The following is a 22,005-nucleotide window of genomic DNA, read 5'->3' as shown; positions in this document are numbered from 1 at the left end:
AATTAAATGACAATATATTGAGTATAGGCGGGATTTGTATTTTTTAAATGTAATGGCTGGAATTTTTCTTGTCTTAATACCAGTGACGATGTGTTGTGGCTAAGGGAATTTATAATGCGCCGCCTGTGCAGACTCAGGCGGCGCTAACTAGGTTATTGATTGTCGTTTAAGGTTTGTAATATTTTAATATCAACTAATCGACTAACTATGACGGTTAAGGCATTTAATTGCTCATTGGCAATATATAAACCATCGTCATTGGTTTCAATGTAACCAAGGGTTTTCATGTGGTTAACTAAGCTAGACTGGGCTTTTTTGTCGATAAACTCAGGTGCATGAATATTATTTAATACCGATAAACGGGTAGCGATTAACACCATGTTATCTTCCAGTGCTTTTTTAGCAATAGGAGCTGACTGAGTTAATAAATTGGTGATAATAACAAGTCGCTGAACCGTTGCTTCAGCGCATTCGCTTAATGAGCGTATTTTAGCTTGGGCTTCAGTTTCTTCAAAGACAGACCAAAATCCAGCCTTACTTTGTTTAACAATAGCTTGGCTTTCAAGTGAGGTTAATACTTGGTTAACTTGTTTTTTTACATCACTAGCTTGTTGCCATAAAAAGAACTCTGGCTTAATAATCTCTACTAATTTTTGCATTTGCTCAATTAATTCATCATTAGCCAACTTTGGAGCGTTGTCTAATAGTCGACAAACTAACGCCGGTAATAAGAAGGCATGAATGATGTTGTTACGGTAGTAGCTCATTTCTAAGGCAGCTGATTCATCTAATGAGATCACTGTGCCTAAGTTATCTTCAGAGACAGTGACTTTATTAAGCGAAATAGCATCATCAATGAGAGCCATACCATCATGCTCGGGTAACGTTAAACCTTGGCTGTAAGGAGCATCCACTTGTACCTTAATGAAAAAATCAAGCTGCTTGGCTAATGATTTTTTCGATAGCGCTTTGTTTTCACTTGCATGAAGAATGAGAGCGATCAGTGATATGCCATTTAATGCAACGGCATTATTTATTTCAGTCATTACTTGATGACTTAAGATGTTGACCGAGGGAGTTAACCAGCTGGGTTTTTGTGGCTCAATTGCGTCAATTGCTGCTTGCCAGTTTGGTACTTGCTGATCAAGAAAATTATTAATATTGATAGGCTTACCAAAATTAACAAAGCCTTTGCCGTAATTTCGTAGGTTTTTAATTGCTTTTAGTACCCCAAAAATAGATTCTTTTTTCTTTTTACTTCCGCTTAATTCTTTGTGATAAGTACCTACTTCCATAACATGCTCATAACCAATATAAACAGGCACTAAGGTAAGAGGGCGATCAATACCCCGCAATAAACTTTGAATTGTCATGGCTAACATGCCGGTTTTAGGCGCTAATAAGCGGCCGGTTCTACTGCGGCCACCTTCGGTGTAATATTTTACCGAATAACCACGTTCAAATAAGAGCCCTAAATATTCCCGAAAAATGGTGGAATATAAACGATTGCCGCGGAAACTTCGGCGAATGAAAAAAGCACCTGATTTTCTAAAAATAGGCCCTGCTGGCCAAAAATTAAGATTAATACCTGCGGCAATTCTTGGCGTTACTAAACCTTGTTGATAGATAACATAGGTTAATAACAGATAATCCATATGGCTTCGATGGCAAGGAACGTAAATAATTTCTTGGCCATCTTCGGCTAACTTGCGTAAGCGGTCGGCATTATTAACAATAATCCCGTTGTATAAACGGTTCCATAACCAGCTTAATACACGTTCACCTAAACGTACCATAGAATCGCTATAATCACCGGCAATCTCGTCCATGATTTTTAGCGCATCTTTTTTAATTTTTTGCTCGCTAACTTTTTTACTTTTTGCCTCATCTGCGATTAATCGTTTAATGGCAGGGTTCGCTAATAATGCGGTGAACATTTGCTGGCGATGCATTAAACGAGGGCCCGAGGCGGCAATAGTTTGACGATGAAAATGAAAGCGAGTAACACGTAATAATTTATGTGCTGTTTGAATATCTGAGCCGTGTTTGTTGACTAAAGAACGGAAAGAAAAGGCATTACTAAAACGGACTAAAGTATGGCGACCAAAAAATAAAACGATAAAAAATTTACGCAACCAAGTAGGCGAGGTTTGTTCTGAAAATACCGAACCAATGGTGGCTGAATTTTTTTCTTTGGTTGGTTTGCGACCCCAATTTAAATTAACGGGTACTAATTTAATATCCAATGCTTCATCTTGATGGTGTAACGCAAGTAATTCAGCACCTTCACTTAATACTTTGGTCGCCTCTTTTTCCCGCCAACCAAAAACAGGGCTTGGTTTTTCTAAACATAATGTTCGTCTAAACGTTTTGTTATTAATAACAACATCTTCAAGTGGATCTGGGAAGTTCTGTTCTTTACATGCTTTTTGTAACGCTAAAATATCGCTCGCAGATTGCGTGCGTATAATGTAAAAAATAGGTTGTTTGTCATTGTTTGTTGGTGTTGCTTGCTCTGCGCTGATCACTCGGCAACGAACTAAAAATTTTAACGGTAACTTTAATAATACATAAAAAAGTGAACGGAATGCTGACATCTTGTTTTATCCAAGCTTATTTATGACGGATATTTTAGCATTTAATATTAAGGCCGAATAGATAGTGTCTTAGCCTAATTTATCATTAAATAAATGAGGGGCATGAGAATAGCTAATATCTTTAGCTACTATTGTACTTAGCTTAGTTTCATAGTTTAATGAAAACCGTATTACGGAATAACTTAGTTTTATAACAAAGTCTGGTTAAGGGTTTATTTGAAATTTTTACTGTTTGTTTTTATTAATGCTATCTCAATAACGACTTCTGCTTGTGAAATGAAGATAGCTATTCGCGATACCGCACTGTATTCAACTAAAGATGCTGATGGTAATTGGTATGGCATTGATATTGATATTTATGAACATTTAGCTAGCGCGATATCCTGCGAGACACGTTATATTGAATTGCCCTTTGCCGATGCTTTGAAATTGTTAAAATTAGGCCAGATTGATGCCTTAACACAATTATCAAAGTTACCTGAACGATTAGCAACAATTAGCTTTGTTGGGCCGGTCCGTCATGAAATCTTTGGTTTAGTTACATCTGCTACTGTACCTGAAACTATTAGCAGCCTTGATGATATAGCAGAGTTACCCTATCTTTTTGCAAAAAGGAAAAGTACTTATTTAGGCGCTGAATTTCATCAACTGTTTACTCACAACGTAAATTTTTCGTCAAAGTTTATCGAGCTTACGAATGTTCATCCTCGTATTCAATTAATTTTAAAAGGTCGTGTTATTGGCTTTTTTGATGAATCTAATTACCTTGCATATGCGTTAAAAAACCTTAAACATTATGATCAATTAAAGCTTCATCCTTTAACGATAGATAATGGCGAGGTGTTTATCGGCTTAAGTAAAAAAAGTTTTACTGATGAACAATTAACAATATTAAATACGGCTTTTAGTGAGTATAAACAGCTAAATAGAACATCTGCCGTTCAGTAGAAATGCCTTTAATTTACAGTATCTCCGTTTTAATAAGAGCAAATAAAAAAGCTTATATTGATTAAATATAAGCTTTTTATATGATTTTACTTTTTAAGGAGTCGTTAAAAGTAGCAGTTGTTACTTAAATACTTTCACTACTTTTACCGTGTCATTTACTTTGTTGGCGTCAACATAAGCAATAGCTTCTGGATTATCGGCAACAAATTTTAGGGCTTCTTCATCAGAGCCAGATTCAACTAAAGGTTTGGCTTTACCTGAAAAAATTAGCTTTGACCAATAGGCTTTTACTTGTTTACTCGACTTACCTAGTGCTTTTTGTTCAAATTCTGTGCGGATATCATCGCCTGATTTTAAATTCACCGCTTTAATGCTATCACCACTTTGAAAAGATTTGTTTTTACCTAAAAATATCCGATTAATATCATCTTCGGAAATGCTATTACTATTGCTTGGATGGACAATAATGGCAATATCAGCCAGTGCCATTGTGCTGACAAAAGATAATGCTAGGGCTAAAGTACTTTTAAATATCTTCATAATATCCTCCTTAAAATAATGTTACTAATGCAACACGGAATAAGCCAGCATCGTTATTACTATTACTATTATTGTCGTCAGAAAAATCGGTATATTCAAATTTTAATGCTGCTGAATCATGAAAGTCATAACGTGCGCCTAGCATGATGTAGCTTTCTTCAGAATTTTGATCTGCAACAAATCCCTCAATACCGCCTTTTAATAGATCAAGATTAGAATCTAAACCAAACGGAATATCAGTGGTAAAAACATTACTTTGGTTGTCGTCAACACCGTAAGTAAGATGAACTAATACTGAGTCGAATTGATAACCGGCCATGAGGTAATATGACTTTTCTTCAGCTAATGGGGTATTTTCAATTTCTAGTTTTGTATATTCACCAACAATGATTAACTCATCAAAGTTCATTTGAAAGCCAAATTCCATAAAGCTGGCATCGTCTTTTTCAATTAAGGTGTTATTGGCGGCATCAATTAATGCTGGTGCTAATTGGGGGACGGCTTGTGAAAATCCGTTAAAACCATTAGCTAGAAAGCTTAAATCATTAAAAGGAATAGAGACGTCAGCGACAAAATAAGCGCCTCTAATGGTTAGCCAGTCATAATTAAAGGTTGAAGATAAACCTGTCATGCCATTTATATCGGGAGTTGGAGTTTCTCCAAAAGCATCGATTTCATCAGTATTACGACCATAAATACCATGGAATGTCGCATCAACATCACCTAAGGTTGTATTGTATACTGCTCCTAAACCGTCAAAGGTATCGAAGATAAGATCATAAACTCCTTTAGGTGGTGAAATCCAAGGATAGGCATAGGAAACATCTAGAAAGTCCGAGTACATGTAAAATGGCGCACGTTGGCGGCCTGCTAATACCCTTAAATTGTCATTAACGTCATAACTAACAAACGCCCATTTAAATTCAGGGTCCCAATCGTCAACACCTTTCGCGGTTAACTGAACGGTAACACCAAGACCATTCTCTAAATCACTAGAGGCTTGTAATGCCACAAGTGAACCTTGTTTAAAATTAAAGTCATTATCGTAACCATACAAACGATCATCATTTGATGTGGTTGCCCCGCCAACAATCGAAGCAAAGCCATTTAAATGTATTTCAGCATGCAACGAGCTAGATAATAATGCACTTGCTACAGCGAAAGAGAGTAATCTTTTTTTCATATTAAATTTCCTTTGTATTGTTAACATGTTGTTTAATATATTTTTATACTTTGAACTGTAAAGCTATTGCTTCCAGCGTTGAGGCAAGTTCCGATAATTCATTACTTACCGAGGCGACTTCAGACGATGCCTGTGATGCTTCGTCTGCACATTGTTGAATGTCTTCGACATGATTGACCATAATGTTTGACACTTCAGTTTGTTGCTCCGTTGATCTAGCAATGGCATCATTCATTTGTGAAATTACTGCGATAGCCGAGGTAATTTCTAATAAACTTTCACCAGCTTGGTTAGCACTCTCAACACTGGATTCAACGCCAGCAATTGAGCTTTCCATAGTACTTACGGCTTTACTTGCTGCCCCTTGTAGCTGTGCTAACATTTGATTAATTTCTTCGGTTGATTCTTGCGTTCGTGAGGCTAAATTTCTCACTTCATCAGCAACCACAGCAAAACCTCGGCCTTGCTCACCGGCACGTGCGGCTTCAATTGCGGCGTTTAATGCCAATAAGTTGGTTTGTTCTGCAATGCCTCGAATAACTTCAAGTACTACGTTAACTTTATTCGTATCTTGTTGTAATTGATTAATAATTTCAGATGATTCCATGACAATATTCGCCAGTTGTCTGATTTCGATCACTGTTTTATCGACAACTTGTTTGCCATTACTTGCTTCATTATTGGCGTTACGAGCTGAAGACACGGCATCAGCAGCGTTTGTTGTAATGTCGGCAACACTTTGACTCATTTCTTCTACGGAATGGCGTGATGCGGTAACACTGTCACTTTGGCGCTTAAAGGAATTAATGGTGTGTTCAGATAAACGTTGAATATTATTGGCGGTTTTGGCAAGTGGCATGGCGGTATTAACGACATCTTTAATAACCCCTTGTAGCTTTTCAATGAAGCTATTAAACCAAAAAACTAAATCACCAATTTCGTCTTTATTGGTGGTTTTTAAACGTACTGTTAAATCACCGTTGTCTTGGGCGATATTTTTAAGCGAAGCAATAACATTGTTTAGGCTACGACAAATTGAACTGGCAATAGGTACAGCGACAGCAAAAAGTAATAAAATGGTGACACTACCTAAGATAATCCCAACCGTAGACGTGGATTCTACTTTGCCACTGACAGACTCAAAAGCATTATTAAAAGACTTATATTTTTCATTTTGAAAGGCATTAAGTTTCTGCTGTAAGCCATTAAGTTGTTCCGCCATTTGGGTACTACGGTCACCCAAGGTATCAAAGTCCATAGTGCCATCAACCATCTCTTTTGATAGGGCAAAGGCATGTTCATAATAAACATTAAAGTCTGTTAATAATGATTTTAAAAAGGCAATATTATCTTTATCTATTTGGTAAGATGCGGTGACTTTATTGCGAAACTCGTCGGCATATTTATTGGCGGTGGTTAATAGATCTTCTTCCCCCATGGTCGCGGCATTACCTAGAGTTTCTTTAATTTTATCTAAATGAATTAAGCCGTATTCAGAGGTTCGTAAAAATTGGTATTCGACGACATAGGCACGATCTAATTGATTTACAATTTGCGACATTGCCAACAAGCTAGTAAACAGGTAAATGGCAAAGCCAACTGAGCCAACAATAGGAATCAATAAAATTTTAAATCGAATAGAAAGGGTTTTAAATGACGACATATAAAAGTAGGTTCCGTTAACTGAAAGTTAATATGATCATGTAGTTGATTATAGACACTTTTTAAAAAATGAAACGTTAATTTTTATATTTTAAAAAATATTAGGAATGACTTTGTTACGTATGTTTAACAGAGATATTCATAATTTTAACTTTTATGGTCTTTAATAAGGCGGTTAAAAATTATACCGTTGTATCGGTTACTTGTAGGTTATTGTTCGTTTTACCGTTAAAATTAACGTGTTTTTATTTATGTTTGGATGTTTTGTGAATTACCCTTTAAAAAATTCGGATTGTTTTACCCGATTTCAACAATCGATTGCAGACATTAAATTACCCGAGCGGTTTACTTTTCCTTTTTATTATCAACCTCACCAACTTGCATTGCTGGCGGCACAAGAGCTGCAGCAGCACATTAGCCAACAAGTGACTTGGCAGCACAATTTTTTTGATAAAAGTGACGATGCAGTGCCAGCAGGTAAAATGTTTGGTGTTTTAGTGGTTAAAAATCAACAAAACGAGATTGGTTATTTAAGTGCGTTTTCGGGCAAGTTAGCCGATCAGAATGTTTTGCCAAACTTTGTGCCGCCGGTTTTTGATTTGTTAGCTAAAGAAAGTTTTTTTATTAAAGAGCAACAAGTTATTAATGATATTAATAACAAGATTTCATCCTTAGAAAATTCACCTGAATTTCTTCGTTTGTTAGACAATGCTTCATTACTTTCAGAACAAAGCCAAGCAGTAATAGAAAAAGAGCGCCAGCACATCATTCAAAGCCGACAAATACGCAAGCAATGTCGAGAGCAAGCTAAAGTTAACTTATCGGTAAAAGACTATGAAGCACTTGAGCAACAATTAAGTAAAGAAAGTGTTTGGCAAAAAATTGTTTTGCGAGAGTTGCAAAGTCATTGGCAAACAAAGCTTAACGAAACTAGTGAAAAGTTAGCGTTATTGCAGACACAAATTCAGCAGTTAAAAACCCTACGGAAAAACAAATCTGCTGAGCTGCAAACCTTTATTTTTCAGCAATACCAATTTCTAAATATAAATGGTCAATACAAAAATTTAGCCGAGCTCTTTCAAGAAACGGAGAGTAAAATACCACCGGCGGGGGCGGGCGACTGCGCTGCCCCTAAACTATTACATTATGCCTTTAAGTATGGTTATCAACCTTTAGCCTTGGCGGAATTTTGGTGGGGAGCGGCACCGCAATCAGAACTGCGCCGCCATGGTAATTTTTATCCTGCTTGTCAAAATAAATGTCAGCCTATTTTAGCGCATATGCTGACTGGCATGTTAGTTGATGACAATCCATTATTGCTTAATCCTGCCGAAGGCAAACAGCTAGATATTTTGTATCAAGATGATGATATTTTAGTGGTTAATAAGCCGGCTGAGTTTTTATCTGTGCCAGGAAAAAATATTAGTGATAGTGTTTATTTACGTATTAAGCAGGCATTTCCGCAAGCTACTGGGCCATTGATTGTTCATCGTTTAGATATGTCAACGTCAGGTTTAATGGTTATTGCTTTAACAAAATCAGCCAATAAAACGCTGCAGCAGCAGTTTATCAAACGAACAGTAAAAAAACGTTATGTTGCTTTACTTGATGGGGTTATTGCGCAAGATGAAGGTGATATTGATTTACCGCTACGAGTGGATTTAACTGATCGCCCTCGTCAATTAGTGTGTTACCAGCATGGCAAATCAGCGCAAACGCATTACCAAGTGATTGCTCGCAACAAGCAGCAATCTCGGGTTTATTTTTATCCTAAAACGGGGCGAACTCATCAATTAAGAGTGCATGCTGCACATAGCCTTGGGCTAAATTCACCGATTGTTGGTGATGATCATTATGGTACTAAAGCCGAACGCTTACATTTGCATGCAGAATCATTAAGCTTTGTGCATCCTGTTACTGGGGAGCCGCTTTCTTTTGTTCAGAAGGCTGACTTTTAATATTCAGCCATGTTGGGCTGTGTTGGGTTAGGTTGTTTTTACCTGTATTTGAATATATTTGCTTATATCAACGGTATCTATTTGTGCATCAGATAGATATTTTTTGGCATACTTTAAATAAATACCTGAAGTGAGAAAGAGTTCGAAGATGTCTTGATCAACATGCTGATCTTTTACCATTTTTGATAAAATATCGATAGCGACACTTAGCGGTTTTGCTTTTTTGTAGGGGCGATCAGCCGCGGTAAGAGCTTCAAAAATATCAGCTAGTACAAGCACTCTTTCGGGTATTGAAAGATCATCTTTGGTGAGCTTTCTTGGGTAGCCAGTGCCAATTAAGGTTTCATGATGAGTAGAGGCATATCTTGGGACTTTAGCTAACTCTGGTGGAAAGGGCACATTTTCTAGCATTTTGATCGTGCTAATAATGTGTTCATTTATTTTAAACCTGTCTTCCGCAGTTAAAGTACCCCGCTTAATTTTAAGGTTGTATAGCTCACCTAAATTATATTTATATTCGGTCGGGGTAATTTTTATGCCGTGCTTTTCATCATAAGAAATGGCTTTATCATGCTGAATTAAATGTTCAGGTTTATCCGAAAGCAAATATTCCGTTGCCGGTAATCGTTCTTCAGCGAATGACACTCTGAGTTCTTCAACGGGTGAAAGCCCTATTTTGTCGTCAAAGTTTCGCTGCCAAGTAACCTTAGCAAGTTGCTCTAATCTTTGAATGTTTTTTTCATCCATGAATTCGCCACCAATATTTGAGGAAGCAATAAATGAATAGTCTTTGATTAAATCGGCTTGTTCTCGTTTAAGTTTACGTTTAAGAGCCAATTTTTGTTCAGGGTGTTGAGCAAGCTTTTGATAAAAATTTATTTCAGCATCACGCCACAATACTTCAAATCGCATTCTAATTTCGTGGATCCGGTTATAAATTGCTTCGAGTTTGGTTCCTTTATCTACGATATGTTCAGGTGTGGTGATTTTGCCGCAATCATGTAACCAAGCCGCTAAACTAAACTCTCTAAATTCATCTTCATTATTAAATTTAAATGATGCAAAAGGTTTAGAGTTATCTTCTGCCGCCGCTTTAGCTAACATGATGCCTAATTCGGGAACTCTTTCACAATGGCCGGCGGTATAGGGAGATTTATCATCAATAGCTTGAGCAATTAATTCGATAAATGATTCCATCAGGGCTTTTTGATTATTTTCATGGGCCTTAATTGATTTGCTCATATCAACCATTGACGTTGCGAGCATTTGAATTTCTCTGATACTGCTTTTTAGGGTTGTTACTTGGCCAAATTGTCTATTCTGAATTTTTTGGTTTTCTAATACCAAGCGCTTTATCGGAGAAACAATTGGTGTCGCAAACAGCCAAGAAATAGGCAAAATTAGCAGTAGACTAACCGTGGTGATAATAATGGATAATTTTATTTTTTCACGGCTTGAAGCAAGTACTGCTGATTTTGGTACTGTGATCGCAAGGTAGTCTGTTTGAGTGGGGTTTAAACTTAGCGGCATAAGATAAACGTATTTATCAGTGTCGTTTAGTTCAATTTCTAACAACGTTGAAAAGTTTTTTTGTTGTTTTATCAGCTGAGTTAACTCAGGGTTAGGTACGGTGCCAATAGTTTTAATCGCTTGTTCTTTGTTATTTGCTAACCATTTTTTATCAAGCGCTTGATGGAAACTCATGGGGACATTTTCAATGGCAAAATTTAATAAATCGATTAAATCTTGTTGTTCTTTATGTGCTAAAAAATGAATGGTATCAGGGAAAACTTTACCAGATAAATGACTTAAAGAATGGTATTGAATATTTTTGATAAAGTATTGGTTTTGTAAATATTTTAAAACAATGTCGTTGTCTAATCCGGCATCTACTTGACCTTGGCTTACTTGAGTTAATAGGGTTCGGGAATCAGCGACTTCAACTATTTTGATATCGGGGTAAGTTTTTTTTACCACCTCAATAATCGACCAGCCTTTAGGTATTGCCAGCGTTTTGTTCGCTAGGCTGGTTAAGTTATCAATTGTTGAATGGTTCGGCTGAGTAACAACGGAAAAAGGCGTTTGAAATACGGCTTTACTTAGCGGTCCTTTTTTATGATTGTTTGCGGTTGGGAAAACGGAATGCAACATGTCCAATTCATGCGATTCAAATTTTTCAACTAACTCGCTCCAAGTAAAACCATTCACAAAAGTGATAGGTAAATTGAGCATATCTGAAATGGCATAAAGTAAATCAACGCCATAGCCATGAGGCTCGCCACCAACACTAAAGTCTATTGGTGGCCAGTTGCTTTCATTAGAAATTTTAATATTGGGGTATTTAGCTAATGTTTCCAGTTGAGCTGGATTTAACGTTAACGGTGCCAGTTTGGGTAAGGCGGATGTTGTCTGTTGTTGATTTGACGCAATTAATTCACCGAGCGCATTAAAAATATACATCTCGGTTGATAATTGATTTGATTGATGCTGACTGGCTAAATAATCGGATAAATTTGATAAGGGAATATCAGCAGCTAAAACAGTGTTACTGTTTTTTAACTTGATTGAGTACGTTTGACCGGGAGCTTGTAAATGGCTAAATAAATAAGGTTGTGTTTTGTGTACTTGATTGATTTGAGCTTGTTTAAACCAAACCCTTTCTTTAGGGTTGTAATTGGTCTTTTCTGTGTGAGTTACTCGTAACTTAAAGTTATGGTCGTAATAATGTGTTTGTTTTATCTTATCTTGAATATCAATTACTAACCATCGATCACTAATTGCTGCTTGATATTGTTGACGAACGGTTTCACTGGTCTTTAAGTTGATAACTTCATAAAAGTGGCCATTATCATAACCGACATACAAGGCATAAAGCAGTGGATTGGTTTCAATGATTTGTGACAACAAGGAGCGTAGGGCTGTTTTATCTTCACTGCTTTTATCAATAATTTCTTGGCTTTTAGATAAAATACGAACGGTATTTTCTGCATTTTCATTGATGCTTTTTAAATAATTTGCGGTATTTTGAGTGGTTAAATTAAAAAGCTTAACTCTAGATTCAATTGCAAGATTTTCACTGAAATAGTATTGCAGGCCGATAGCAATTGAAGCGGTAATAATCGTTGAGAAAATAAACACGCTCACCACGGTTAAGCGTATGGAAAACTTAATTCTTCTCTTGATTTGTTTTAATAATACTAACAAGTTATTAACTATCCATGTTATCTACTTAAACATAAAACTAGCATTAACAAATTAATAAGTATAGGTTTTTTGTATTATTTTTAGGCATGAAAATCATCGATATATTAACACCATTCTCTTCAATCAATGCCTTTCTTCTAATCCTTTAAATTCTTGCTAAGCGATTACTTTCTTATACGGATTGGTATAATACCTAGCGCTTTTAATATTGCTTGATTATTTTTACGGTTAAATAGCCGCTTTATTTTAAGTGATAGTTTACTTGAGTTTATATACAGTCTGTATATACTGACAGTTATCACTGTATAAAGTAACAGGAATAATATGCGTCCATTAACCCCACGACAAGGTCAAATATTTGATCTGATCAAAGAAAAAATTGCCGAAACCGGTATGCCGCCAACTCGAGCTGAAATAGCTGATTTTTTTGGTTTTAAGTCAGCAAATGCGGCAGAAGAGCATTTAAAAGCGTTAGCCAAAAAAGGCTATATTGAAATGTTACCAGGTACTTCAAGAGGCATTCGTTTAGCCGAAGAATTTATTGAAGAAGAAGGATTACCTTTGATTGGCCGTGTTGCTGCGGGTGAACCTATTCTTGCCCAAGAACATGTGGAAGAGCATTACAAGGTAGATGGCAGTTTATTTCACCCTCATGCCGATTATTTGTTGCGAGTTCATGGCGAAAGTATGAAAGATATTGGCATACTCGATGGCGACTTATTAGCGGTTCATCAAACCACGGATGTTAAAAATGGCCAAGTAATTGTTGCCCGAGTGGAAGATGATGTCACCGTTAAGCGCTTTAAGCGTGATGGTAATATTGTTTATTTACATGCAGAAAACGAAGACTTTTCACCTATTAAAGTTGATCTTGCCAGCCAGCAATTTAATGTTGAAGGAATTGCGGTTGGGGTTATTCGAAACGCCGATTGGATGTAAACTTATATTTATTTTTTGAAAAGGATTAATCTTGATCCTTTTCTATCTCTGTCTTTCTCATCATTTTTTCATTAATTTTCATCTAACACCTATCGTAGCTCCTTTTAGAGTTAATACTCCATTGATTTTATTGGCTTTTTAAAGTAATTGCTCAAAAATTAAACATTGACCTATGTCAATATTTGAGTAATTCTAATTCTGAAAGTGAACAAAAAAATAACTAAATAATTATAAAAGACAACGGCTTTCAGCCTTTTTGTCACAATAAAATAACCGATAAACAACAGAATATGAGTCAGTGGGCTGTGTATTACTCTGTGTGCTTATTTTGTTTTCTTTTAAAGGACAGAGGAGATGTCGAGTGATGAGACGTAACCTAGGTTGGCTGTTTTTGGGAAGTATTGTTTCCAGTTCAGCTTGGGCTGATATGCAACTAAACCTAACAAAAGGTGTTACTGCAGTTAGTCGTGAAGTTTATGATTTGCATATGTTAGTCATGTGGATTTGTACTGCCATTGGCGCTGTGGTGTTCGGTGCTATGTTTTGGTCGATGATATTCCACCGTAAATCAAGAGGTGTAAAAGCAGCTACCTTTCATGAAAGCACTAAGGTTGAAATTCTTTGGACCGCAATCCCTGTTGTTATTCTTATTGCAATGGCTGTACCTGCAACAAGTACGCTAATTGATATGGAAAATAATGACAATTCAGATATTACTATCCAAGTTACTGGCTCCCAGTGGAAATGGCACTATAAATATTTTGACCAAGATATTGAATTTTATTCCGTATTATCAACACCAAAAGAACAATATCAAAACCAAAATGGCAGCTCTGCCCAAAAAGGTGAACATTATCTGCTAGAAGTGGATAAACACTTAGTGATCCCGGTGAATAAAAAAGTACGTTTTTTAATTACTTCTGACGATGTTATTCATTCTTGGTGGGTACCCGCGTTTGCGGTAAAACAAGATGCCAATCCAGGTTTTATTAACGAAGCTTGGACGATTGTTGATGAACCCGGTATTTATCGCGGCCAGTGTGCTGAGCTATGTGGTAAAGATCATGGTTTTATGCCTGTGGTTGTTGAGGTAAAAACCGAAGCAGACTACGCCATTTGGCTTGATGAACAAAAAGCGTTAATTGCGCAAGCGGCAGCTGCTGAAAAAGCCTCATTAAATGCCACTTTAGGCTTAGATGAGTTGATGACATTAGGTGAGCAAACTTACATGGCACATTGTGCTGCTTGTCACCAACCAACCGGTTTAGGTTTACCGCCAGCGTTTCCTGCTTTAAAAGGCAGCCCAATTGCCTTAGGTGAGGCTGCTGCTCATATTGATATTGTGGTAAATGGTCGTGCTGGTACTGGTATGCAAGGCTACGGTAAACAACTGACGTTAAAAGAACTTGCTGCTGTTGTGACTTACGAACGTAATGCGTGGGGTAACAATACTGGTGATGCCATTCAGGCTGCAGATGTTGGTGCTATCGTAGGTACCGCACCGGTCGGTGAAGTTGAAGCGGTTGTTGCAGAGGTTAAAGAGCAAGTTGCTGACACCATTGAAGAACTCAGCCCAACCGAAGACTTAAATAAAACCTATAGCTTAGATGAAATGATGGTTATGGGTGAAGAAGTATATGCCAGCTCGTGTGCTGCTTGTCATCAAGCGTCAGGCGAAGGTATGGCGCCGGTATTTCCTGCTTTAAAAGCCAGCCCAATTGCCCTTGGCGATGTTAATACCCACATTGATATGGTGTTAAATGGTAGTGCTAAAAATCCGGCAATGGCAGCTTTCAAAGGTATGTTAACCAATACACAAATGGCCGCAGTTGTTACTTACGAGCGCAATGCTTGGGGTAATAATACCGGTGATGTTGTTCAACCCGCGGACGTTGCTAATTTAAGCAACCAAGCAAGTGCGAAGTAAGGAGGCCTTATTATGACAACAGAAACACTTCATGATTCGCACGCTGATGGCGAGCATCACGATCATAAAATGACCGGTATTAAACGCTGGTTATACACCACTAACCATAAAGATATTGGCTCAATGTATCTTTGGTTTTCGTTCATCATGTTTTTAACCGGTGGTGCCATGGCCATGGTGATCCGAGCTGAATTATTTCAGCCAGGATTACAAATTATTGAGCCTGACTTTTTTAACCAAATGACCACAGTTCACGGCTTGATCATGGTATTTGGTGCCATAATGCCGGCCTTTACTGGTTTGGCTAACTGGATGTTACCCATGATGATTGGTGCGCCGGATATGGCATTACCGCGATTGAATAACTGGAGCTTTTGGATTTTACCTTTTGCCTTCAGTATTTTATTGATGTCATTTTTTATGGAAAGCGGTGCACCTAACTTTGGTTGGACTTTCTACGCACCGTTATCGACAACTTATAGTAATGGCAGCACAGCGTTTTTTGTTTTTGCTGTTCATATTATGGGCATATCATCGATTATGGGGGCAATTAATATAGTTGTTACCATTATGAATTTACGTGCACCAGGTATGACGTACATGAAAATGCCACTGTTTGTTTGGACATTTTTTATCACGGCTTATTTGTTAATTGCCGTAATGCCGGTGCTTGCCGGTACGGTTACTATGGTGTTAACCGATACCTACTTTGGTACTAGCTTTTTTGATGCTGCCGGAGGTGGTGATCCTGTAATGTTCCAGCATATATTCTGGTTTTTTGGTCACCCTGAAGTGTACATCATGATCTTACCTGCTTTTGGTATTGTTTCTACCACTATTCCAACGTTTTCACGTAAAAAGCTCTTTGGTTATAGTTCCATGGTTTATGCCACGGCATCCATTGCCTTCTTATCGTTTATTGTTTGGGCGCACCACATGTTTACTACCGGGATGCCGTTATTTGGCGAACTGTTTTTCATGTACTGCACCATGTTAATTGCGGTGCCTACTGGGGTAAAAGTGTTTAACTGGGCGGCAACGATGTGGCGCGGTGCTATCAGTTTTGAAACCCCGATGCTGTTTTCTATTGCCTTTGTCATTTTATTCACCATAGGTGGTTTTTCTGGCTTGATGTTAGCGATGACTCCAGTCGATTTTCAATATCATGATACTTATTTTGTGGTGGCTCACTTTCATTATGTACTGGTAACTGGCGCGTTATTTTCTATTTACGCTGGTGCCTATTATTGGTTGCCGAAATGGACAGGATATATGTACAACGACACCTTGAGTAAATGGCATTTTTGGTGCTCGTTAATTTCAGTTAACTTGTTGTTTTTCCCAATGCACTTTTTAGGTTTAGCAGGTATGCCACGCCGTATTCCTGATTACGCCTTACAGTTTGCTGATTTTAATAAATGGGTCAGTATTGGTGGTTTTGCTTTTGGTCTATCACAATTGATCTTCTTAGTGTTAGTGATCAAATGTATTCGTGGTGGTAAAAAAGCGCCGGCAAAACCTTGGGATGGTGCCGAAGGGTTGGAATGGACGGTGGCAAGTCCAGCGCCATATCATACATTTAGCACACCACCAAAAATTGATTGATTTTAAGCTGGCTAGTTTGTCCGCTATTTTTGTTGGCAATGCTCATGTAGAAATCTACATTCCGCGTTGCCGCCGCAATAGCAAACAAACTATCGGCGCTTAAATTTCAATCAATAGTTTGAACGCAATAAATGATTATAAAATAGGAAAACCATGTCAGAGCAAGAGTCACAAGTTAAGCAAACGCTTACTCAACAAGAAAATTCCGCTAAAACCGTGAAAAAATTGGTGCTAGTGGTGTTTGCTATGTTTGGGTTTGGCTTTGCATTAGTGCCTTTGTATGACGTGTTTTGTGATATCACCGGATTAAACGGCAAAACCAATACAAGTGCGGCAACTTATCAAGCGGATGGGGTTGATCGTAGTCGGGTAGTAAAGGTGCAGTTTTTAAGTCGTAACGCCAAAGGGATCCCTTGGCAATTTGAACCTATGGTTAATGAAGTAAGTGTTCATCCAGGTGAAATGAAATTAGTGAAGTTTTACGCAAAAAATGAGTCGGTACGCGATATTGTTGGTCAAGCAGTGCCATCTGTATCGCCAGGTAAAGCGGCGGTATATTTACAAAAAATTGAATGTTTTTGTTTTAATAGCCAGCCGTTAAAAGCCAGTGAGGAGGTAGAAATGGCCTTGCAGTTTTATGTTGATCCAGAGCTGCCAGCGGATATTTCAACCCTTTCTTTGTCTTATACTTTGTATGATATTACCGAAAATGCAGGCTCATAAGGCTAGCTTCTTAAAAATAGAGGAAAGACGATGACAACTAAAGAATATGAATCGTATTACGTGCCAGCACAAAGTCACTGGCCAATTGTTGGCGCTGTAGCATTATTTATGATCGCCATTGGCGCAGGTGAATATGTTTCAACATTACAAGTGGAAGAAGCTGGTTGGGGGGGCTGGGTATTACTGGCGGGCATCGCACTTATTATTTATATGGTAGTTGGCTGGTTTGCTAATGTTATTGATGAGTCAATGGCGGGTAAATATAGCCATCAAATGGACAATTCATTCAAACAAGGTATGAGTTGGTTTATTTTTTCCGAAGTTATGTTTTTTGCCGCCTTTTTTGGCGCATTATTGTATGCCCGAACTTTTTCGGTGCCATGGTTAGATGGAGCGGGTAACAACTTTATGACCGGTGAAGTATTGTGGCCTGAATTTACTGCTACTTGGCCATTAATAAAAACGCCAGATGGCACTGAAACTCAAGGAATGGGATGGAACGGTTTACCCTTGTATAACACGCTGATTTTATTAACGTCGTCAGTTACCGCTCATTTTGCTCATGTTGCTTTAGAAAATAACAAGCGTAGCCAATTAAAGCTGTGGTTAGGTATTACAGTGTTATTGGGTATTGTTTTTTTAATTTTACAAGTAGAAGAATATATTCATGCTTACACACAAATGAGCCTAACACTTGCCAGCGGCATTTATGGTAATACCTTTTTTATGCTTACCGGCTTTCATGGTTTTCATGTCACCTTAGGTACTGTGATGTTATTAGTGATGTTTTTCCGTGTGTTAAAGGGGCATTTTACTCCAGAAAACCATTTTGCTTTTCAAGCGGCAAGTTGGTATTGGCACTTTGTTGATGTGGTATGGGTGCTACTGTTTGTTTTTGTTTATATTTTATAAATAGAAATTAAGTATGGATGAGGTGTGTGGTGATGTTGTGTTACACACCTCGGTTAATTCAATAAATTGATTTAAACTTAATAAGGACGAGGGTTTGGGGTGATCACCCCAGTTACAATTAATACCAATAATAAAATGACAATTGCCGCTGATGTCATTACGCGTCGACCGATAAACTTCGACATACGGGGTTGTTCAGGATCGTTTTTATTCATGATCATTAAGGCTTTAAATAAGTTGTATATCATAAAAGCAATTAAACACACGACGATAATTTTAACTAACATTCATTTTCTCTTTTTATTTTATTAATCGGTTTTTTCATTATCTATGTCGGCAGTTCAACAATCAGCACCAACAAAACCTAATTATTTAGCCATTAACTTTTTATGGTTAGGGATTACCTTGCTGGTATTTTGTCTATTGGTCAAGTTAGGATTTTGGCAAACAAGCCGAGCACAAGAAAAAACAGAACGGCTTGACCGTATTCAGGCATTAGTTAATCAACAAGCTCTGTCATTAGATGACATTGTAAAGTTGAATAGTCAGGGTGATGAAATCATTAATGATTTACCTGTGAAGTTATCCGGTCAGTTTAATCATGAGATTATTTTTTTATTAGATAATCAGATGTTTAATGGCAAATTTGGTTATCGTGTTTTGCAATTATTAACCACCAACCATACTAAGCACGCGGTATTAATTAATTTAGGTTGGATCGAAGGTGACAGAACTCGTCAAATACAGCCAAACATTGAGGTTTTAACTGGCGAGGTGGAGTTAACAGGGCATGTGCGGTTAATTGAGCAAGGTATTATGCTAACAGAGCAAAACTTCGAACCACAGGCATGGCCAATGTTAATTCAACAAATTGAAATAAACAAAATGGCCGAATTAATTGGGGTTGAACTATTGCCCTTTGTTATTTACTTAGATAAAAAAGAATCATTGGGTTATCAAAAAAATTGGCAGCCAATAGTAATGCCGCCAGAAAAGCATCAAGGGTATGCGTTTCAGTGGTTTAGTTTAGCAATCGCATGGTTATTATTAATGATCTGGGCGGCAAGAAAAGCGCAGCTTGCTAAACAAATGAAAGCTTCACAGCCGAACAGACAACAATAAAAAGTAAAACATAAGGCTCGCAGTATGGAATTAACGGACAATAAACAAGTACGCAATAAATCTCGTAAAACCTTTATTATGGTGATTATCGCTTTTATTTTACCTGTGCTGATCGCTAAGCTGGCGCTAGAATTTAATTGGCTTGAATATGGTGTTACTAATAAAGGAGAGTTAATTAGTTCCTCAATGCGTGTTGAAGATTTTGGCGTTGAAATGGCATCACTCGCAAAAGAAAAACAATGGCTGATGTTATATGTATTACCAAAAGATTGTGAAAATCTTTGTCAGCAAGTTTTACATGGCATTAATAATACTTATGTGGCCTTAGGGAAAGAAATGCCACGTGTTACACCTACCGCTTTATATCAAAAACCTTTAACTAGCGAAGCATTAGCTTCAATTCGTGCTCATGATTGGCATATCGAGCAAGCGAGTCAAAAAGCTTTAAATAATGCTCAGCAAAGTAAATTATATATTGTTGACCCCTTAGGCAATGCTTTTATGAGCCATAATTTACCTATGGCAACAGCAGATATTCCGCCATTTGGCAAAGCAGTCGTCGCCGATATGAAAAAATTACTGAAATATTCAAAAGTGGGGTAATGATGGAGCCAGTAGCAATTAATAAAAATAAAACTGCTTCACTACGTAAACTGGTGTTAGTTAGTATTCTCTTAGCCATTTTAGTGGTCAGTTTAGGTGCATACACTCGATTAACTCATGCTGGTTTAGGTTGTCCTGATTGGCCTGGTTGTTATGGTTTATTAGATGTCCCTAAAACGGCAGAGGAAATTAGTAAAGCACAACAAGCGTTTCCTGAAAGACCTGTTGAGCCGCATAAAGCATGGAATGAAATGATTCACCGTTATTTTGCCGGCACCTTAGGGTTATTGATCCTTGCTATCGCAATTATCTCGATAAAAATAAGAAAGCAGGGTGCACCGTTTAAACTACCTTTGCTTATTCTCGCTGTGGTTATTTTTCAAGCCGCGCTGGGTATGTGGACAGTAACAATGAAATTAATGCCAGTTGTTGTGATGGGGCATTTACTTGGCGGTTTTACCACGCTTTGTTTGTTGTTTTTATTGTATTTACGTTTAGGAAATACGGGCTTAGCAAATAGTCAGTTAAGGACGAATGAATTAGCACAAGTACCTCTGGAGCAAACAGGTGCAATTAGCAAACTTAAAAATTGGGCGATGTTAGGTATTGTGATCTTAACTTTACAAATAGCGTTAGGTGGCTGGACATCATCTAACTATGCAGCACTGGTGTGTACCGAATTACCCATTTGTCAAAATGGTTGGCAAGAGCAACTCACCTTTATTGATTCGTTTGATTTAATTCCGCCTGAAAAAGAGAGTTATGAGTTTGGCCATTTAGATCATAGTGAAAGAGTCACCATTCATGTTATGCATCGAATTGGCGCCATGATCACTTTTTTATATTTAGCTTGGCTGTCGCTGATGGTTGTATTGCATCGTCAAACGCCATCCTTAAGAAGAACAGCACAAATTGTCTTTGCTTGTTTAGTATTACAAGTTGGTTTAGGAATTAGCAATATTTGGTTTTCATTACCGTTATTTGTTGCGGTAAGCCATAATGTGGTTGCCGCTTGTTTAATGTTGGCGTTAATTAAGTTAACGTATCAATTAATACAAGTTCGGGGTTTGGCGGTTGCATCCACTAATGACGTGATCGCTTCGTCAAATCAGACAATAAAGACGGTACAGGGGGCAGAAAGTTTATGAGTAACTCTAATGTAGCTCCAAGTCATACAGGCGCAATAACTACGCAGCATGCGTCTTGGCGTGACTATTATGAAATAACTAAACCGCGAGTTGTTGCTTTGTTAGTGTTAACGGCTTTAGTGGGGATGTGTTTATCTGTGCCGGGTGTGATCCCATGGCAGGTCCTGATCCCATCTATGTTAGGCATTGGCTTTTTATCGTCAGCAGCAGCGGCTATCAATCATATTGTTGATGAACGTATCGACAGCATTATGGGGCGAACACATAATAGACCTATTCCAAATGGTAAAATAAGCCAGCTTAACGCCATTATTTTTGCTGCCAGTTTAGCCATTGTTGGTTTTATTGTCTTGTATACCTTGGTTAATCCGTTAACTGCTTGGTTAACTTTGTCTGGGCTGGTCGGTTATAGCTTTGTTTATACTATGTACCTTAAGCGTGCCACCCCACAAAATATCACCATTGGTGGTTTAGCGGGGGCGATCCCTCCGTTGTTAGGTTGGACTTCAATGACCAATGAAATTCATGCTCATGCATTATTATTGGTATTATTGATTTTTACATGGACACCACCACACTTTTGGGCACTAGCGATTCACCGGAAAAATGACTATGCCAAGGTGAATATTCCCATGCTGCCAGTAACTCATGGGGTTAGTTTTACTAAAACCCAAATTTTGCTCTATACCGTACTGTTATTTGTTGTTGGGTTATTGCCTTATTTGGTTGGCATGAGCAATTGGCTATATTTAATTGGGGCCGTGGTATTAAACTTAATGTTTTTTGTTTATGCTTGGAAACTGAAATTTAGCGCGGATGAAAATACCGCCATGGATACCTTCAAATTTTCGATTGTGCACTTAATGGTATTGTTTATCATTTTGTTGCTTGATCATTATTTACTGCCGGTGAGCTAATACCCCCTAAAATTTTT

Annotated in this window: 17 protein-coding genes; 11 read left to right on the top strand and 6 right to left on the bottom strand. The window is 37.7% G+C overall.

Annotated features, from left to right (window positions below; genetic code table 11):
- Window positions 1–152: 152 nt before the first annotated feature.
- On the bottom strand, window positions 153–2,597 hold the full coding sequence (gene plsB, locus ACSLUO_RS07605; protein ID WP_448247642.1) for a glycerol-3-phosphate 1-O-acyltransferase PlsB: 2,445 nt from the start codon (window positions 2,595–2,597) through the stop codon (window positions 153–155).
- 216 nt (window positions 2,598–2,813) lie between these two features.
- On the opposite strand from plsB, the gene ACSLUO_RS07600 reads away from it, so the two are divergent.
- Window positions 2,814–3,545: a substrate-binding periplasmic protein gene (locus ACSLUO_RS07600; protein ID WP_448247640.1), complete on the top strand. Its 732-nt coding sequence runs from the start codon at window positions 2,814–2,816 to the stop codon at window positions 3,543–3,545.
- Window positions 3,546–3,665: 120 nt separating this feature from the next.
- On the opposite strand, the gene ACSLUO_RS07595 is transcribed toward ACSLUO_RS07600, so the two are convergent.
- Genes ACSLUO_RS07595 through ACSLUO_RS07585 form a run of 3 tightly spaced genes read right to left on the bottom strand, consistent with a single transcriptional unit; the run spans window position 3,666 to window position 6,931 of the window.
- Entirely contained in the window at window positions 3,666–4,085 is a 420-nt protein-coding gene (locus tag ACSLUO_RS07595) for a phosphate ABC transporter substrate-binding protein (protein ID WP_448247638.1), read from the bottom strand.
- Between the two features lie 10 nt (window positions 4,086–4,095).
- Complete coding sequence (locus ACSLUO_RS07590; protein ID WP_448247636.1) at window positions 4,096–5,268, bottom strand: porin; 1,173 nt, start codon at window positions 5,266–5,268, stop codon at window positions 4,096–4,098.
- Window positions 5,269–5,311: 43 nt separating this feature from the next.
- Window positions 5,312–6,931, bottom strand: coding sequence for a methyl-accepting chemotaxis protein (locus tag ACSLUO_RS07585; protein ID WP_448247635.1), 1,620 nt, complete (start codon window positions 6,929–6,931; stop codon window positions 5,312–5,314).
- Window positions 6,932–7,181: 250 nt separating this feature from the next.
- On the opposite strand from ACSLUO_RS07585, the gene ACSLUO_RS07580 reads away from it, so the two are divergent.
- Window positions 7,182–8,888 (top strand): RluA family pseudouridine synthase, encoded by a 1,707-nt coding sequence (locus ACSLUO_RS07580; RefSeq protein WP_448247633.1) that lies wholly within the window; start codon window positions 7,182–7,184, stop codon window positions 8,886–8,888.
- A gap of 27 nt (window positions 8,889–8,915) precedes the next feature.
- Here the strand turns inward: ACSLUO_RS07580 and ACSLUO_RS07575 are convergent, their stop codons facing one another.
- On the bottom strand, window positions 8,916–12,026 hold the full coding sequence (locus ACSLUO_RS07575) for an HD domain-containing phosphohydrolase (protein WP_448247632.1): 3,111 nt from the start codon (window positions 12,024–12,026) through the stop codon (window positions 8,916–8,918).
- 390 nt (window positions 12,027–12,416) lie between these two features.
- Here ACSLUO_RS07575 and lexA point away from each other — a divergent pair, with 390 nt between their 5' ends.
- The 5 genes from lexA (at window position 12,417) to ACSLUO_RS07550 (ending at window position 18,198) form a co-directional block, all read left to right on the top strand.
- Window positions 12,417–13,031 (top strand): transcriptional repressor LexA, encoded by a 615-nt coding sequence (gene lexA, locus ACSLUO_RS07570; RefSeq protein WP_448247630.1) that lies wholly within the window; start codon window positions 12,417–12,419, stop codon window positions 13,029–13,031.
- Window positions 13,032–13,395: 364 nt separating this feature from the next.
- On the top strand, window positions 13,396–14,958 hold the full coding sequence (gene coxB, locus ACSLUO_RS07565) for a cytochrome c oxidase subunit II (protein ID WP_448247628.1): 1,563 nt from the start codon (window positions 13,396–13,398) through the stop codon (window positions 14,956–14,958).
- Window positions 14,959–15,027: 69 nt separating this feature from the next.
- Window positions 15,028–16,563: a cytochrome c oxidase subunit I gene (gene ctaD, locus ACSLUO_RS07560; RefSeq protein WP_448247944.1), complete on the top strand. Its 1,536-nt coding sequence runs from the start codon at window positions 15,028–15,030 to the stop codon at window positions 16,561–16,563.
- Between the two features lie 153 nt (window positions 16,564–16,716).
- Window positions 16,717–17,286 (top strand): cytochrome c oxidase assembly protein, encoded by a 570-nt coding sequence (locus tag ACSLUO_RS07555; protein ID WP_448247626.1) that lies wholly within the window; start codon window positions 16,717–16,719, stop codon window positions 17,284–17,286.
- 30 nt (window positions 17,287–17,316) lie between these two features.
- Window positions 17,317–18,198 carry a cytochrome c oxidase subunit 3 gene (locus ACSLUO_RS07550; protein ID WP_448247625.1) on the top strand — a complete coding sequence of 294 codons (882 nt, stop codon included), beginning with the start codon at window positions 17,317–17,319 and terminating at the stop codon, window positions 18,196–18,198.
- A gap of 77 nt (window positions 18,199–18,275) precedes the next feature.
- Here the strand turns inward: ACSLUO_RS07550 and ACSLUO_RS07545 are convergent, their stop codons facing one another.
- Window positions 18,276–18,485: a DUF2909 domain-containing protein gene (locus ACSLUO_RS07545; protein WP_448247623.1), complete on the bottom strand. Its 210-nt coding sequence runs from the start codon at window positions 18,483–18,485 to the stop codon at window positions 18,276–18,278.
- Window positions 18,486–18,528: 43 nt separating this feature from the next.
- On the opposite strand from ACSLUO_RS07545, the gene ACSLUO_RS07540 reads away from it, so the two are divergent.
- From ACSLUO_RS07540 to cyoE, 4 genes are read left to right on the top strand one after another with little or no spacing between them, the layout of a single operon-like run.
- Window positions 18,529–19,320 (top strand): SURF1 family protein, encoded by a 792-nt coding sequence (locus tag ACSLUO_RS07540; protein ID WP_448247622.1) that lies wholly within the window; start codon window positions 18,529–18,531, stop codon window positions 19,318–19,320.
- A gap of 24 nt (window positions 19,321–19,344) precedes the next feature.
- A complete protein-coding gene (locus ACSLUO_RS07535; protein ID WP_448247621.1) occupies window positions 19,345–19,923 on the top strand; it encodes a redox-active disulfide-containing membrane protein in 579 nt (192 codons plus the stop codon).
- Complete coding sequence (locus tag ACSLUO_RS07530) at window positions 19,923–21,071, top strand: COX15/CtaA family protein (protein WP_448247619.1); 1,149 nt, start codon at window positions 19,923–19,925, stop codon at window positions 21,069–21,071. Before ACSLUO_RS07535 ends, ACSLUO_RS07530 begins: the two co-directional genes overlap by 1 nt.
- Entirely contained in the window at window positions 21,068–21,988 is a 921-nt protein-coding gene (gene cyoE / locus ACSLUO_RS07525; RefSeq protein ID WP_448247617.1) for a heme o synthase, read from the top strand. Before ACSLUO_RS07530 ends, cyoE begins: the two co-directional genes overlap by 4 nt.
- Window positions 21,989–22,005 lie beyond the last annotated feature (17 nt).

It is taken from the genome of Thalassotalea agariperforans (genome assembly GCF_053470345.1).
Note: the sequence above shows the minus strand (reverse complement) of the source record. Positions and strands in the feature narration are given on the sequence as shown.

What these genes read in the sequence shown, in the direction of transcription:
- plsB (WP_448247642.1), bottom strand. Translation starts at nt 2,597, where the DNA reads ATGTCAGCATTCCGTTCACTTTTTTATGTATTATTAAAGTTACCGTTA.
- ACSLUO_RS07595 (WP_448247638.1), bottom strand. Translation starts at nt 4,085, where the DNA reads ATGAAGATATTTAAAAGTACTTTAGCCCTAGCATTATCTTTTGTCAGC.
- ACSLUO_RS07590 (WP_448247636.1), bottom strand. Translation starts at nt 5,268, where the DNA reads ATGAAAAAAAGATTACTCTCTTTCGCTGTAGCAAGTGCATTATTATCT.
- ACSLUO_RS07585 (WP_448247635.1), bottom strand. Translation starts at nt 6,931, where the DNA reads ATGTCGTCATTTAAAACCCTTTCTATTCGATTTAAAATTTTATTGATT.
- ACSLUO_RS07580 (WP_448247633.1), top strand. Translation starts at nt 7,182, where the DNA reads ATGTTTGGATGTTTTGTGAATTACCCTTTAAAAAATTCGGATTGTTTT.
- lexA (WP_448247630.1), top strand. Translation starts at nt 12,417, where the DNA reads ATGCGTCCATTAACCCCACGACAAGGTCAAATATTTGATCTGATCAAA.
- coxB (WP_448247628.1), top strand. Translation starts at nt 13,396, where the DNA reads ATGAGACGTAACCTAGGTTGGCTGTTTTTGGGAAGTATTGTTTCCAGT.
- ctaD (WP_448247944.1), top strand. Translation starts at nt 15,028, where the DNA reads ATGACCGGTATTAAACGCTGGTTATACACCACTAACCATAAAGATATT.
- ACSLUO_RS07555 (WP_448247626.1), top strand. Translation starts at nt 16,717, where the DNA reads ATGTCAGAGCAAGAGTCACAAGTTAAGCAAACGCTTACTCAACAAGAA.
- ACSLUO_RS07550 (WP_448247625.1), top strand. Translation starts at nt 17,317, where the DNA reads ATGACAACTAAAGAATATGAATCGTATTACGTGCCAGCACAAAGTCAC.
- ACSLUO_RS07545 (WP_448247623.1), bottom strand. Translation starts at nt 18,485, where the DNA reads ATGTTAGTTAAAATTATCGTCGTGTGTTTAATTGCTTTTATGATATAC.
- ACSLUO_RS07540 (WP_448247622.1), top strand. Translation starts at nt 18,529, where the DNA reads ATGTCGGCAGTTCAACAATCAGCACCAACAAAACCTAATTATTTAGCC.
- ACSLUO_RS07535 (WP_448247621.1), top strand. Translation starts at nt 19,345, where the DNA reads ATGGAATTAACGGACAATAAACAAGTACGCAATAAATCTCGTAAAACC.
- ACSLUO_RS07530 (WP_448247619.1), top strand. Translation starts at nt 19,923, where the DNA reads ATGATGGAGCCAGTAGCAATTAATAAAAATAAAACTGCTTCACTACGT.
- cyoE (WP_448247617.1), top strand. Translation starts at nt 21,068, where the DNA reads ATGAGTAACTCTAATGTAGCTCCAAGTCATACAGGCGCAATAACTACG.